The organism is Bacteroidota bacterium (assembly GCA_016714535.1).
GTDB lineage: Bacteria > Bacteroidota > Bacteroidia > AKYH767-A > OLB10 > JADKFV01.
In genome coordinates this window covers 272,497-285,893 of the sequence record JADKDR010000005.1, presented here as the reverse complement: position 1 = coordinate 285,893, position 13,397 = coordinate 272,497, and the positions used below count along the sequence as shown (strand labels likewise).

Annotated in this window: 14 protein-coding genes; 4 read left to right on the top strand and 10 right to left on the bottom strand. The window is 38.4% G+C overall.

The genetic code is table 11. From position 1 onward, the window contains the following. Nucleotides 1-103: 103 nt before the first annotated feature. The 7 genes from IPO27_08855 to IPO27_08825 all read right to left on the bottom strand — a co-directional run bounded on the left by IPO27_08855 (nucleotide 104) and on the right by IPO27_08825 (nucleotide 4,660). On the bottom strand, nucleotides 104-448 hold the full coding sequence (locus tag IPO27_08855) for a cupin domain-containing protein (GenBank protein MBK8846630.1): 345 nt from the start codon (nucleotides 446-448) through the stop codon (nucleotides 104-106). A 4-nt stretch (nucleotides 449-452) separates the two neighbouring features. Then, the gene (locus IPO27_08850) at nucleotides 453-917 is read right to left on the bottom strand and encodes a universal stress protein (GenBank protein MBK8846629.1); all 465 of its coding nucleotides are present in this window, start codon (nucleotides 915-917) and stop codon (nucleotides 453-455) included. Between the two features lie 38 nt (nucleotides 918-955). Next, nucleotides 956-1,354 carry a hypothetical protein gene (locus IPO27_08845; protein MBK8846628.1) on the bottom strand — a complete coding sequence of 133 codons (399 nt, stop codon included), beginning with the start codon at nucleotides 1,352-1,354 and terminating at the stop codon, nucleotides 956-958. A 74-nt stretch (nucleotides 1,355-1,428) separates the two neighbouring features. After that, nucleotides 1,429-1,989 carry a helix-turn-helix transcriptional regulator gene (locus tag IPO27_08840; protein MBK8846627.1) on the bottom strand — a complete coding sequence of 187 codons (561 nt, stop codon included), beginning with the start codon at nucleotides 1,987-1,989 and terminating at the stop codon, nucleotides 1,429-1,431. A 223-nt stretch (nucleotides 1,990-2,212) separates the two neighbouring features. Next, on the bottom strand, nucleotides 2,213-3,595 hold the full coding sequence (gene mnmE, locus IPO27_08835; GenBank protein ID MBK8846626.1) for a tRNA uridine-5-carboxymethylaminomethyl(34) synthesis GTPase MnmE: 1,383 nt from the start codon (nucleotides 3,593-3,595) through the stop codon (nucleotides 2,213-2,215). Beyond that, a complete protein-coding gene (locus IPO27_08830; GenBank protein ID MBK8846625.1) occupies nucleotides 3,586-4,146 on the bottom strand; it encodes an inorganic diphosphatase in 561 nt (186 codons plus the stop codon). The genes mnmE and IPO27_08830 overlap by 10 nt, the downstream gene beginning before the upstream one ends. Before the next feature lie 7 nt (nucleotides 4,147-4,153). After that, a complete protein-coding gene (locus IPO27_08825) occupies nucleotides 4,154-4,660 on the bottom strand; it encodes a hypothetical protein (GenBank protein MBK8846624.1) in 507 nt (168 codons plus the stop codon). Nucleotides 4,661-4,761: 101 nt separating this feature from the next. Here IPO27_08825 and IPO27_08820 point away from each other — a divergent pair, with 101 nt between their 5' ends. From IPO27_08820 to rimO, 3 genes are read left to right on the top strand one after another with little or no spacing between them, the layout of a single operon-like run. Further along, nucleotides 4,762-5,961: a pyridoxal phosphate-dependent aminotransferase gene (locus IPO27_08820; GenBank protein ID MBK8846623.1), complete on the top strand. Its 1,200-nt coding sequence runs from the start codon at nucleotides 4,762-4,764 to the stop codon at nucleotides 5,959-5,961. A 58-nt stretch (nucleotides 5,962-6,019) separates the two neighbouring features. After that, nucleotides 6,020-6,385: a hypothetical protein gene (locus tag IPO27_08815; GenBank protein MBK8846622.1), complete on the top strand. Its 366-nt coding sequence runs from the start codon at nucleotides 6,020-6,022 to the stop codon at nucleotides 6,383-6,385. Nucleotides 6,386-6,388: 3 nt separating this feature from the next. Further along, nucleotides 6,389-7,705: a 30S ribosomal protein S12 methylthiotransferase RimO gene (gene rimO / locus IPO27_08810; GenBank protein ID MBK8846621.1), complete on the top strand. Its 1,317-nt coding sequence runs from the start codon at nucleotides 6,389-6,391 to the stop codon at nucleotides 7,703-7,705. A gap of 226 nt (nucleotides 7,706-7,931) precedes the next feature. On the opposite strand, the gene IPO27_08805 is transcribed toward rimO, so the two are convergent. The 3 genes from IPO27_08805 to hpt all read right to left on the bottom strand — a co-directional run bounded on the left by IPO27_08805 (nucleotide 7,932) and on the right by hpt (nucleotide 12,080). Then, nucleotides 7,932-10,001, bottom strand: a complete 2,070-nt coding sequence (locus IPO27_08805; GenBank protein ID MBK8846620.1) for a DUF4838 domain-containing protein — start codon at nucleotides 9,999-10,001, stop codon at nucleotides 7,932-7,934. 640 nt (nucleotides 10,002-10,641) lie between these two features. After that, the gene (locus IPO27_08800; protein ID MBK8846619.1) at nucleotides 10,642-11,535 is read right to left on the bottom strand and encodes a YegS/Rv2252/BmrU family lipid kinase; all 894 of its coding nucleotides are present in this window, start codon (nucleotides 11,533-11,535) and stop codon (nucleotides 10,642-10,644) included. Nucleotides 11,536-11,540: 5 nt separating this feature from the next. Next, a complete protein-coding gene (gene hpt / locus IPO27_08795; protein ID MBK8846618.1) occupies nucleotides 11,541-12,080 on the bottom strand; it encodes a hypoxanthine phosphoribosyltransferase in 540 nt (179 codons plus the stop codon). Nucleotides 12,081-12,169: 89 nt separating this feature from the next. On the opposite strand from hpt, the gene IPO27_08790 reads away from it, so the two are divergent. Then, a complete protein-coding gene (locus IPO27_08790) occupies nucleotides 12,170-13,297 on the top strand; it encodes a 5-(carboxyamino)imidazole ribonucleotide synthase (GenBank protein ID MBK8846617.1) in 1,128 nt (375 codons plus the stop codon). Nucleotides 13,298-13,397: the final 100 nt, after the last annotated feature.

Genomic DNA, 13,397 nt, shown 5'->3' with positions numbered 1-13,397 from the left:
AGGCGATTTAGCCGGTGCTGTCTTATCTGACTTGGGTTTGCCTTGTTTTTCTTTTGACATGATAACTTGATTTAATAATGATTGAAATTAATTTTATTGTAGTCTATTCATCATAACCGCTCTTTATGACTGTGGTTATCATTTTGAATTGTTCTTTGGCAGTAAAACTATGTTTAGCATGGGCGGGAATTACAATGCCTTCTCCTAATTTGATAAAGACTGATTTATCATCTATTTTCACTTCGGCTGCACCATCAATAATTTGTATATACGTATCAAATGGACTTGTTCGTTCACCTAATTCTTCTCCAACCGCCATAGATGTTGCTGTTACATTACCAGTAGTTTTTTTAATAATCGTTCTACTAACAACGGCTTTTGGCATATACTCTATTATTTCGACTATGATATGTGCTTGGCCTTTTTCTAACTCTGGGTTATCTTTCATATTGTTAAGGTTTTATAGGTATGATGTAAATTGGTACAGTGGCGCGCTTTATTAATTTATGTGCTGTGCTACCTAGGAAAAACTCTTCAATTCCATTTCGGCCATGTGTGTAGATGGCTATTAAATGGCAGTGCTCTTTGTTTGCTTTTTCCAAAATACTATCAGCAATATCTCCGTGTACTACCGTTGTTTTTATTTTATCATCTTTCAAATGCACTTTTGTTTTTGCTAAAAATTGTGCAGCTTCCTTTTCAATGCTTTGTAATGCTGCTTTATCCAAAAAAACTGAATTTGAAAATCCTCCAAAACCCATAATAGGGTCGTAAGAAGTAGATGCATAGTACCCCACATCCTCTATAACATGCAATAAAACAATATCAGCATCCATTGCTTTGCCAAGTGCATACCCTTGCTCTGCTACTTTCTGAGCAGATGGTGCATAATCAATAGCTATAAGTATTTTATTCATTTTTTCTACTTTAGATAAGTGAAATTGATTCGTGTTTTTTACTGTAATCTCTTTGTAAAATAATTTTTAACAAACGCCCTTTGTTCATTTTTAGTCATTTTGTCAACATTCTGTATTTCAAATTGTATCTCATTAAAGTGATGGTCTTTCTTTAAATAATTATGCAATTCGTTCTTTGCTTTTGTTGGTCCAAATAAAAGTACACTATCATATTTCAAAATTTCAGCACCAATTTGTTTATAGTAAGCTTCTTGTAACTGTTGCTCTTTGTGGTGCATTCCACTTTCACTGTGATGCAATGCTGCCATTTTGTTTAAGTATGTAAACGCCAACTCAATGGTATGACCATTGATTAAATCATTGTAAGCCATTAAATTAGCGATTGAATGATCCATCCAAATTCCTAAACAATTGTTTGCTTCTATATTTTTAATCATAGAAACAAAGGTCAGCCTTACATAAGTAAAAAGTTTACACTAGAAAAGGAAAGATTTGTATAATTTGCAGTGAATTACAAATCTTCTATATTGGTTCTCTTTTTTTTCTGAATACTTTTAAAGAAAGAAGGAGTAAGGCCTGTTATTTTTTTAAATTGATTCGATAAATGAGCACCACTGCTGTAATTTAACTTATAAGCTATTTCGCTAAAGTTTAGCTCATCGTACATAATTAATTCTTTGGCCCTTTCAATTTTATGAAGTATAATAAAATGTTCAATAGTTATCCCTTTTGTTTTCGAAAACAACTCTGAAAGAGAATTGTAATCCTTATGCAACTTCTCACTTAAAAAAAGAGAAAATTTCGCATCTGGTAACTCATCAGTATAATGCACCATTTCAACAATAATATTCTTAATTTTTTCAATGAGCATCGTGTTTTTATCATCCATAATCTCTAAGCCAGACAAATGCAATGCTTTGATAAGTTCATTCTTTTGTACGGCATCAATTGGCTTTTGTAAAATCACTTCACCCAATTCAATAGAATGGTAAGCTAAACCTAGCTTTTCTAATTCTGCTTTTACTAATAATTTGCATCGCAAGCTTACCATATTTCGAATGAGTAGTTTCATATGCAATCTTTTTTATTTTTATAAAAAGCCCTGACCAAATTAAGTTAGAATTGTGGAATTTTAATTATACTACTCATTTAGTGTATCATTGCTCTTTACTTCCATCAAACTGAGATTTGATCAATAACTAGACAACAAACGTAAGTAAATATATAGATTTGAGTAACAATGTTTGCAGTTAAACCTAACAAAAACAAGTAGTTAGAAAACAAAAGAAAGTAAATTACTTTCCGATACAAAACTTCGAAAATATCGTTCCGAGTATATCTCTATCCACATCAATGTAACCTGTTATGTTGCCTATGTGGCGTATGGCTGCCCGCAAGTCAAGCGATAGATAGTCGGCACTCATATTGGTATTTAATTTTTCTATTACTTCGTTGATGTGATGTTGCGCTTGCAACAATGCCTGATAATGCCGTTGATTGGTAATAATTGTATCTGATTGCAATCCGGTTTCACTTCCCTGTGCAATGGCAACAAGATTGCGTTGCAAAAGATCGATACCGATTTTGTTGCTTGCCGAAATTTTTACCAGCACACCCCTCCCCGTTTTATAATCAATGTCTGGCTTTAGGTCGGTTTTATTTAGTGCAATAATAAGTTCTTTGTCAACGGGTATATTTTTCAATGTTGCATTTACATGGTTCGTATCAAAAGTTGTAGCATCAAGTACATAAATTACCACATCCGCTTTTTGTATTTGCGCCAAACTGCGTTCTACACCTTGCTTCTCTATCACATCTTCGGTATGTCTTATGCCTGCTGTATCTATTAGGCGAAATTTTATTCCTTCCAGAATAAATGCTTCTTCTATGGTATCGCGTGTGGTGCCAGGAATGTCGCTTACAATCGCTCTGTCTTCGCGCAACAAGGCGTTGAGTAAGGTACTCTTTCCAGCATTTGGTGCACCAGCAATGGCTACGGCAATTCCATTTTTAATAGCATTGCCATACTTGAATGTTTGCAGCAATGCGTGCAGTTCATCGTTAACAGCATTTACCAGTTTTAATAGTTGTGTTCGGTCAGCAAAGGCAACATCCTCTTCGGCAAAGTCAAGCTCAAGCTCAACAAGTGCCGTAAACTCAATTAACGATTGCCGCAGTGTGGCAAGCTTTTCGGCAATGCCTCCGCGCAACTGATGCATGGCAAGCTTATGTGAGGCTGCATCTTCTGCATGTATTACATCGGCCACAGCTTCGGCTTGTGTTAAATCCATTTTGCCATTTACAAAAGCGCGTAGTGTAAACTCTCCGGGGTCGGCAATACGGCAACCATGTTTAATAAGCAGTAGCAAAATTTTGCTTTGTATGTAAGGCGAACCATGACAGGCAATTTCGGCAGCATCCTCACCTGTATAGCTTTGCGGACTTTTATAAATACTTAACATCACATCATCAATCAGGTCGGTATCTTCAACAATGGTTCCATATAACAGGGTGCGTGGCTTCAATTCAGCACGTGATAAGGCATTACCTTTTTTTGAATGGAACACCTTTTCAATAATTGAAAAGGTATTGCTTCCTGAAATGCGCACAATGGCAATGGCACCCATACCGGGCGGTGTAGCAATAGCAGCAATGGTATCGTTCTGTACTAATTCCATTTGCAGCTTTTGTTAACCATGGCAGTATATGCTTCAAAGTTTTCGAGCACAATTTCTTTGGCTTTGTCAGCATCAGTAAATGTATCAACGGTAACCGACTTTCCTTCGAGCTTGGTATAATCTTCAAAAAACCGTTGCATTTCGAGCATAAAATTAGGAGGCAATTCACTCAGCGCATTGTAATGTTTTACCGAAACATCATCGGCTGCAACGGCAATTATTTTATCATCGGGAGCACCACGATCAAGCATGCGCATACAACCTATAACTTTAGCACGTGCCACACAAAGGTGTTGCAGCGGCACCGCGCACAGCACAAGTATATCAAGTGGGTCGCCATCGCCACAAAGCGATTGCGGAATAAAACCATAGTTGGCAGGATAATGCAAGGCGCTGAACAATATTCGGTCGAGCCGCAGCAAGCCTGTTTCCTTATCCACTTCGTACTTGGCTTTAGTTCCTTGTGGTATTTCGATAATCGCATTTACAATGTCAGGGGCTTGCTGGCCACGCGGTATATCATGCCAGGGATGGTAGAACTTTTTTATCATAGATGTATCACTTTTTTATAAAAACAGGTTGCGATCTATTCGATGCATCAAACTCAAGCATTTGCTCATTGGGAGGTACTGCAATTTGCACTATGTTCAATTGGTCGTTGTAAATGTTATTAATAAGGTCATTATAAATATCCAGTTTTTGCCGGGGCTTTATCTTACTAAACTCAAATTTAAAGTGAATAGAAAGTTCGCTCATGCCGGCATCAGTTGGGTTGTGCAGCACAAGTTTTTCACCATCCACTGCAATCTTAAATGCACTGTTTATGTATTGCAGGCAATAATGCATTAGGCTGTCATCATCGGGCCTGATAGATTTGTTATGATATTTCATCACGGCAAGTTGAAAATCGTCTATAAAGCAATTTACTAAAACGGTTAATTTTCCTGTTTGAGCATTCCATTCAATGCGAGCCATGGATTGATGAATATCGTGCGGCACCGCAGCATAAGCATAACGGCTACAACAAGCCAAAACCAACAACAGGCTAAACGAAATAATTTTCATGGTGCCGAAAGTAGCAATAACCAAAATTCAAACCTAACTTCGGCATATAAGCATCAATTAATCTATATTTGCGGCCTCAAACGAAAAAACACAAATTCCATATGCCTGCAATTTCAGAAAAGGCCAAACACATGCCGCCATCGCCTATCCGCAAACTGGTTCCATTTGCCGAGCAAGCCAAGCGCGAAGGAGTAAAAATATTTCACCTCAATATTGGGCAACCCGATATTGAAACTCCGAAGGTGATGCTGGATGCGTTGCGCCATCACCAATTAAAAGTGGTGGAGTACAGTCACAGTGCCGGTATAGAATCGTATCGCAGAAAGCTTACTACCTACTATGCTGAGTTTGGAATTGCCCTCGATTATACCGACATTATGATAACTACCGGTGGCAGCGAAGCCATCGAAATAGGTATGATGACCTGCCTTAATGAAGGTGATGAAATAATAGTTACCGAACCTTATTATGCTAATTATAACGGGTTTTCGTGTCAGGCGGGGATAACCGTAAAAGCTGTTCCGGCTTCCATTGATACCGGATTTGCATTACCTCCCGTTTCAGAATTTGAAAAAGTAATTACCAAAAATACCAAGGCAATTTTAATATGCAATCCAAATAATCCTACCGGCTATTTATACTCGAAAGCAGAACTTGAAGCCTTGCGACAGTTGGTATTGAAGTACGACCTTTTCTTATTTAGTGATGAAGTGTATCGCGAGTTTTGCTACGATGGTAAAGAATATTTTTCGGCTATGAACCTGGAAGGCCTGGAGCAAAACGTGGTCATGATGGATTCGATTTCTAAAAGATACAGTGCCTGTGGTGCGCGCATTGGTGCGCTTATCTCGCGCAATAAGGAAGTAATGACGAATGCACTTAAATTTGCACAAGCACGATTGAGCCCTCCCACCTTTGGGCAGATTGCTGCCGAGGCTGCTATTGATACTCCTAAATCTTATTTTGAGAATGTAAAGAAAGAGTATGTGCATCGCAGAAACATTGTGGTAGAAAGCCTTAATGCAATGAAAGGCGTTACCTGCCCTACTCCCAATGGCGCTTTCTATTGCATTGCTCAATTACCCATAGATGACTCTGATAAATTTTGTCAGTGGCTTTTAGAAAAATTTAATTACGAAAATCAAACTGTAATGCTGGCACCAGCTACCGGGTTTTATTCTCATGCTGAAAAAGGCAAGCAACAAGTGCGCATTGCTTATGTGCTTAAAGAAGAAGATTTGATTAGCGCCATGAAATGTCTGGAAATAGCTTTGGAGCAATACCCGGGACGAATTCAATAGTGTGCTTTATTTACAATTTTAAAATTAAAAACAAAATTAGCTAAAGGAATATTGAGAAATGAAACTTAGGATAAAAGGAGATAGTATAAGGGTACGGTTAACAAAAACTGAAGTAAGCCAATTATGTTCAGAAGGTAGTGTTACCGAACTAACGCATATTGGTAATCATATTCTTGCCTATGAATTAAAAACGGATGCGGCTACCGAAAAATTGAACGCTGCATTATCCGAAAATAAAATCACCATATTGGTTTCTAAAAGCTTCGCTGCCGAATGGAATGATAATAATGTTGTAGGAATTTCGTGCGATGTAAAAAGTGGCACGGCAGATTTGCAACTGAAACTGGAAAAAGATTTTGTTTGCCTGGATGATACTAACGAAGATCAAAGTGATAACTACCCTAACCCCAATGCTACCTGCTAACTAATGCGAACCAAAACATCAAAGCAAAAAACAGTAAATGTGGTTACCCTGGGTTGCTCTAAAAACCTGGTTGACAGCGAAGTGCTAATGGGTCAGCTTAAAGCCAACGACTTTGATGTGGTGCATGAAGCCAAGCGCAACAATCAGCAAGTGGTTATAGTTAATACCTGTGGGTTTATTGATAATGCAAAACAGGAAAGTATAGACACCATCTTATACTATGCAGAGCAAAAGCAAAAAGGAGCGATAGAGAAACTGATAGTAACAGGCTGCCTTAGCGAGCGCTATAAACCCGAACTGGAAAAGGAAATTCCGGATGTTGACCATTTTTTTGGAACACATGATTTACCTGTGCTATTAAAAACGCTTGGCGCAGATTATAAGCATGAGTTAGTTGGCGAGCGTCTGTTAACTACACCCCGACATTATTCGTATTTAAAAATTTCGGAAGGCTGCGACCGCCCTTGTGCTTTTTGCGCTATTCCTGTAATGCGTGGTAAACATGTTAGCAAACCGTTAGAACAAATTATTGCAGAAACTAAAAACCTCGTGGCGAGTGGAACCAAAGAACTCTTGCTTATAGCTCAGGACGCTACCTTTTATGGTTTGGATATTTACAAAAAGCGGGCACTTGCCAATTTGCTTGCAACGCTGTCAGATGTTGATGGGTTGGAATGGATCAGACTTCATTATGCTTATCCTTCGGCATTTCCTTTAGAGGTGCTTGATGTGATGCGCGAGCGCAATAACATTTGTAACTATATCGATATACCTTTGCAACACGGCAGCAATAATATGCTTAAAGCAATGCGCAGAGGAATAACGCGCGAAAAAACGGAAGAATTAATAGACACCATACGCAACAAGGTTCCTGATATCGCTATTCGAACTACAATGATTGCGGGTTTCCCCGGTGAAACGCAAGCCGACCATGATGAGCAAATGCGCTTTATTGAACAAATGCAGTTTGACCGCCTGGGTGTATTTGCTTATTCGCACGAAGAGCATACCCATGCTTATAGCTTGCCCGACAATGTTACGGCCGAAGTAAAGCAACAACGGGTAGATGAAATAATGGAATTGCAACAAGGCATAAGTCATCAGATTAACCAACGTAAATGCAACAAAACGTATAAGGTGTTGGTTGACAGAAAAGAAGGCAACTATTTTATTGGCCGCACCGAGTTTGACAGCCCAGAGGTTGATAACGAGGTATTGATAGATGCAACCAAAGCTTATTTGCGCAGAGGACACTTTGCCAATATAAAAATAACAAAAGCTGAAGCTTTTGATTTGTATGGTGAAGTTGCTGTCAGGTAAGCCACAAGTTTTCAGCATGCGACTAGATAACAATCAGATTATTTTACAACAATCTCATCGCAAAATATCCAGCAATTGTAACCTGCACCAATGTGCCAGCGTGGACAAGTTTTAAGATTGGTGGCAACTACCTTTATGTATTTTGCACTCGCTACCATTGTGGTAGCAAATGATTTTGTATTGCATCCCTTATCAGGTTGTGGTGCTTTGCAACTAATTTTATCGCCTAGTGGAATATATTTTTGCCATCTATGGAGTAATAATATTGTACACTCTCCGGAAAAAATATCCAACTTTTTTGATCCTCCATGAAATCGCAACTTAATGAAGCAATACTTCTTACTTCGCCTAAATCAATTGTTGCAATCATATCAGTGCCTTCCCATCCAAGCCAATTATAATGGTAGTCGTCATATCCCCCCACTCCATCTGTAAGTGTGGCTGCGCCCTTAGCCGGATACTTGGCACTAAAAGGAATTTCAAACTGAACTATTTTATTCATGGCTATATGATCACGCATACCGGTTTTTAAAATCCGTTGCCAATCATTGTTATACTTTTCGGGTGTATGGTTATTCTCATTGAGTGAGGTAATGCCATGTTTATGCAGCGTTGCAATAAATTCTGAAACACGCTCTTCAAACGCAGGCCTAATCATCCACGCTCCTTGTTCATCTCTTTCGAATACTCCACGTTCTCCCGAACCAAAAAATTTGGCCTGCTCTAATTTTGCATACCATACAGGCATAGTTATACGCTGCACGCGATAAGCAGTAATTGAGTCATCACTTACCATTTTGTTTGCCTCCAATAGCATATCCATATAGTTATCTACGTGCTCCGGCTTCAACCATGACTTCATTGGTGTAACAGGGTTTCCGTATATGTCCAGAAATGCTCCTGATACTTGCAGGTTGTCTTCAATTGTTTTTAGGTACTTGTAAATAATAGGTCCTGCCTTGCCATAGTATCCTTTGATAAATTCCTTCTCTAACGAATCAATATCGATATACGGATTCCAAAGCAATGCTGATATCATGTATGCCTTTAGCTCTCCAAAGTCACTCCAGTTATACGAGCTTCCTTGTTCGAAAATATCAGTAACTCCATACTGATGAAAAAACTGAATGTTGGGTTGTAATACTTTCAAATTAGGAAAAGGAGAAATGTAATTTGAAAACTGTACCACATAATCCCAAATTAAAATGTTGCTGGTAAGTGCACTCCAATTTTTAAAGTCATGGGCAAATGAACCAATGGAAGTATCGGCACTAATTGGTTTGCTACGATCGCACTCGATGCTGCAAAACATAATGTTTACATTAGGCAATGGCTTGGTAACCTTAGGCGCGCTGCGCGAATACTGATAAGCCAACGTTGAAATAATCTTATCAGGAAATTCAGCAGCCACTTTATTTACAAAGCGAATAATACTTCCCGAGTGACTACCTTCTATTGAATCGATTGCAGCACATTGATTGCACTGACAGTATCCGTAATTATCATTTTGACTTACCGACCAATACTTAGCTTCAGGCTTTGCGGCAATTTGGACTTTCAAATTTTCAACAACTATTTTAAAAACATTGCTGTTGCTCAGGCATAATTGTGCAGGCTGCCTGCAACTTCCATAAAACGAAAAATACTCCGGATGCAAATCGAAATAACTAGAATCGGATAACAGCTTTTGAAACGTATGAACCCACATTCCCCAACTAGAACCTTTTTTTGGAAAATGCTGTTGCAAGCGGTGCCAGTCACGGTACTCATCATTTACGGTAGCGGTGTAATAATAATCGCGAAACAAATTTGCCGGGCTTTCATTAAGTAAGAGATGTGCTGGCACTGTAAGTGTGCTCACCCTGGGAATAAATTTTTCAGTACTGCTATACATCCTGCATTGACAAAAGTTTTGTAAGAAGGCATACACAGCGTATATAACTCCCCATTGATTGCCGCCAGTAATAAATATATTTTCTCCTTCATCATATATCAATATCTGCTGCGGATGCAGGATCGAACGCTTATTTTCTTTGGCTATTTTATCTGACGCTTTTCCAATTACCAGTAATGATTTGCTACCGGCATCATTTTCATTTATTACATTAAATTTTGCTCCCGTTATTTGAAGCAAATAATTTTCCAATACATGCAGGGCGTGCACTTCATCCTCAGTTGCCATAGTTGAAATAACGATATCATACTGCGCCACACCATTGGTGGCAAGCACGTGTGCGCTTGCTTGTACCAAACTGCAAAAGCAATTTAGGAAGATAAGAATAAAGAGTTTTTTCATTTTAGTGATTTATTTGAATTTCGAAGACAACTTCTGGTTTCTTTGAAGGTGATACTAAATTAATTAATTTTTTTAAAACACGTGCCCCTGGTTCGCGTCCCCGCGAAACAGGAAAAAAAAAGTGGACGTTAAATATAGGATGTTTCGCGAGGACACAAACCATGAACAAAAGAGTTTTTTCTTTTAGAGATTTATTTGAAATTCGAAAATAACTACTGGTTTCTTTGAAGGTGATATTAAATCAATTAATTTTTTTAAAACACGCGCCCCTGGTTCGCGTCCCCGCGTACCAGGAAAAAAGAAGTGGACGTTATATACAGGATGTTTAGCGAGCACGCGAACCATGAACAAAACCCGGATACATTAACCATAGCTATATCTTTAATGTAAAAAAGTAAGTACTTTTTTTCTTGAATGTCTAATTTCTTTTTCGTTTAATTTGTATTGCAAAAATTTCGCAACCGTTCTTTCATACAGAGTGGCTAGGTTCGTACATTAAGTTATGCTGGTAGTCCCTGGTTCGCGTCCCCGCGAAACAGGAAAAAAAGAAGTGGATATTAAATACAGGATGTTTAGCGAGGACACAAACCATGAACAAAATATTTTTTAAAACACGTTAATGGTTATGAGTACAAATAAGTCATAATAATTTAAATGCTTTTTCTATTACTCCCAATTGTAAAGTTCCGCTGGTAATTAGCTCACCATCTGCCTCGGTAAAAATTGTATTGGCGCACTTAATCGTAATTGGGGTTTTAAACGTATGGTAATGCACCTGCGGATGCATTATTTGTAAACCCTTTCGCAACCTTGGCAAGTTTAGCAGATAATCCTTGATGCTGATGTCGCCAATGATAATTAACTCAAGTGCACCGTTGTTGGTGCTTGCCATAGGGGCAATATGATAGCCGCTGCCAAAAAAATTTGAATTAGCCACAATTGCAAGCATGGTCTTATTTTTATAAACAAAATCATCAGTCTGAATTTCGATTAGTTGTTTCTTATACTTGAAAAAAGTCTTTAAAACCGAAATGGTGTATTGCACCTTTTTGCCAAAATTATTTCCTGAATGCATCATATCCTGCACTACTGCAGCTCCCAAGCCGGTATCTGCTATGTTTACAAAATATTTTGTTTGCTCCTGCTCTCCGTCATGGAATTTAATAAAGCCACTATCGCAATATTCAAATTGCTTAGTAAGCAATTTGTGTTTTAGGTGTTCAACCGATTTTTGAAAACCCTTTGCTCTTGCAAAATCATTGCCGGTGCCATAAGGAAGCACTGAAACAATTCCATCAAATTTTTTAGTTGATGCTAAAATGCCATTGATCACCTGATGCAAGGTTCCATCACCTCCTACCGAAATAATATGCGAGAAGGATTCGGCCGCAAACTGAGAAGCAAGTTCACCGGCATGACCTGCATAGCGTGTTGGAATAATCGTAATTTCTGTATCGGAAAATTGTTGTTGTATTGACTCAATAATTCTTTCAAATCCGGTGATGGTTCCATTAATGATAAAGGCCGGACGCATTGCGTTTATTGCTTAAGCACATAAATGCTGTTAAGATTTCGGCCCAACCCATCATAGTCTAACCCATAGCCGACAAGAAAATCGGTGGGCACCTTAAAGCCTACATACTGTAAGTCGAGTTTATGCCTTAATGCATCGGGCTTAAAGACCAATGTGGCTATGCGAACGCTGGCTGGTTTGTGTTTATCCAATTCGCCAAGCAGATAGTTCATGGTATCTCCGGTGTCAACTATATCTTCAATAATAATTAGGTGTCTGCCTTCAATATCCATGTTAAGGCCTATTACATTTTTGACATTGCCGGTGGTTGCCGTTCCCGAATAGCTGCTTACGCGGATGAATGATATTTCGCAGTCATGATTCACGTTCTTAAATAAATCAGCCGCAAACAAAAATGCGCCATTAAGCACACCCAGAAATAATGGTTTCTTTTTAAAATATTCCTTGTTGATCTCGGATGCAATTTCTGCAATTCGTTCCTGGATTTTTGCAGACGGAATTAATTCGGTAAATATTTTGCCATGTAAACTAACCTCGTGATTCATATATTGCTTTTCAAGTTGCGAATATATATTTTTACCTGTATGCCATTGAATCGTTAAGGAATTTATTTTTGCAACCCATAATCATTTATATGTATACTAAAACGATTGGAATATTAGGAGGAGGTCAACTTGGCAAGATGCTTTTACAAAAAGCGGCCGACTACAATTTAAAAACAATAGTAATGGATGGCACGCACGATGCACCTTGCAGGCATTTGTGCACGCATTTTATGCAAGGGAGTTTAACCGATTATGAAACCGTATTAAACTTTGGCGAGCAGTGTGATGTGATCACCATTGAGATTGAAAATGTAAATACAGAGGCTTTGATTGAACTGGAGAAAATGGGAAAAGTCATTTATCCCCAACCTCACCTCATAAAATTGATTCAGGACAAAGGCTTGCAAAAAAACTTTTACCGTAATAATAACATTGCCACTGCTCCATTTTACCTTGTTGAGAAAAAAATGGAAATCAATAGCCCGTATCCATTTATACAAAAACTGCGTACAGGTGGATATGACGGGCGTGGTGTACAAAAAATTGACAGCCCAACCGATCTTGACAAGAATGGATTTGAAGAACCAAGTGTAATTGAAGAACTTATAGACTTTGAAAAAGAAATAGCGGTGATTGCGGTACGCAATCATGATGGCGAAATTGCGGTTTATGATGCAGTAGAAATGCATTTTGACCAACGGGCAAATTTGCTTGACTATCTTTTTGCCCCTGCTTCTCTCACCTTGAATCAAGCTGCCGAAGCAAAAAATCTTGCTAAGCAAGTGGTTGAGCATTTAGGCATCATAGGCATACTTGCAGTTGAAATGTTTGTTACTAAAAAAGGCGAAATATTAGTAAACGAAATTGCACCACGACCTCACAACAGCGGACACCATAGCATTGAAGCCAATGCATCTTCTCAATACGATCAATTGTTACGCATACTAATGCATCAGCCCCTAGGTAGTACTGAAATGATACAACATGCTGTTATGTTTAATCTGCTCGGAGAACAAGGCTATCAGGGGCAAGCACAATACAAGGGAATGGAACAACTTATGAGTCAAAAAAATTGTCATGTGCATTTGTATGGCAAGTCAACCACCAAGCCTTTTAGGAAAATGGGGCATGTAACGGTTACCGGAAACAATGTTGAGCAATTGATAGTGCTGGTAAACACGCTAAAGAAACTTGTGCATGTAATAGCTGCACAATAAATTGATGTTTCGATTTTAAAACAAATTGACAAATTTCAATTCAAAAAAAAAGCCTCATACAACATTGCATGAGGCTTTCTTTTTTTTGAAAACTAAAGGC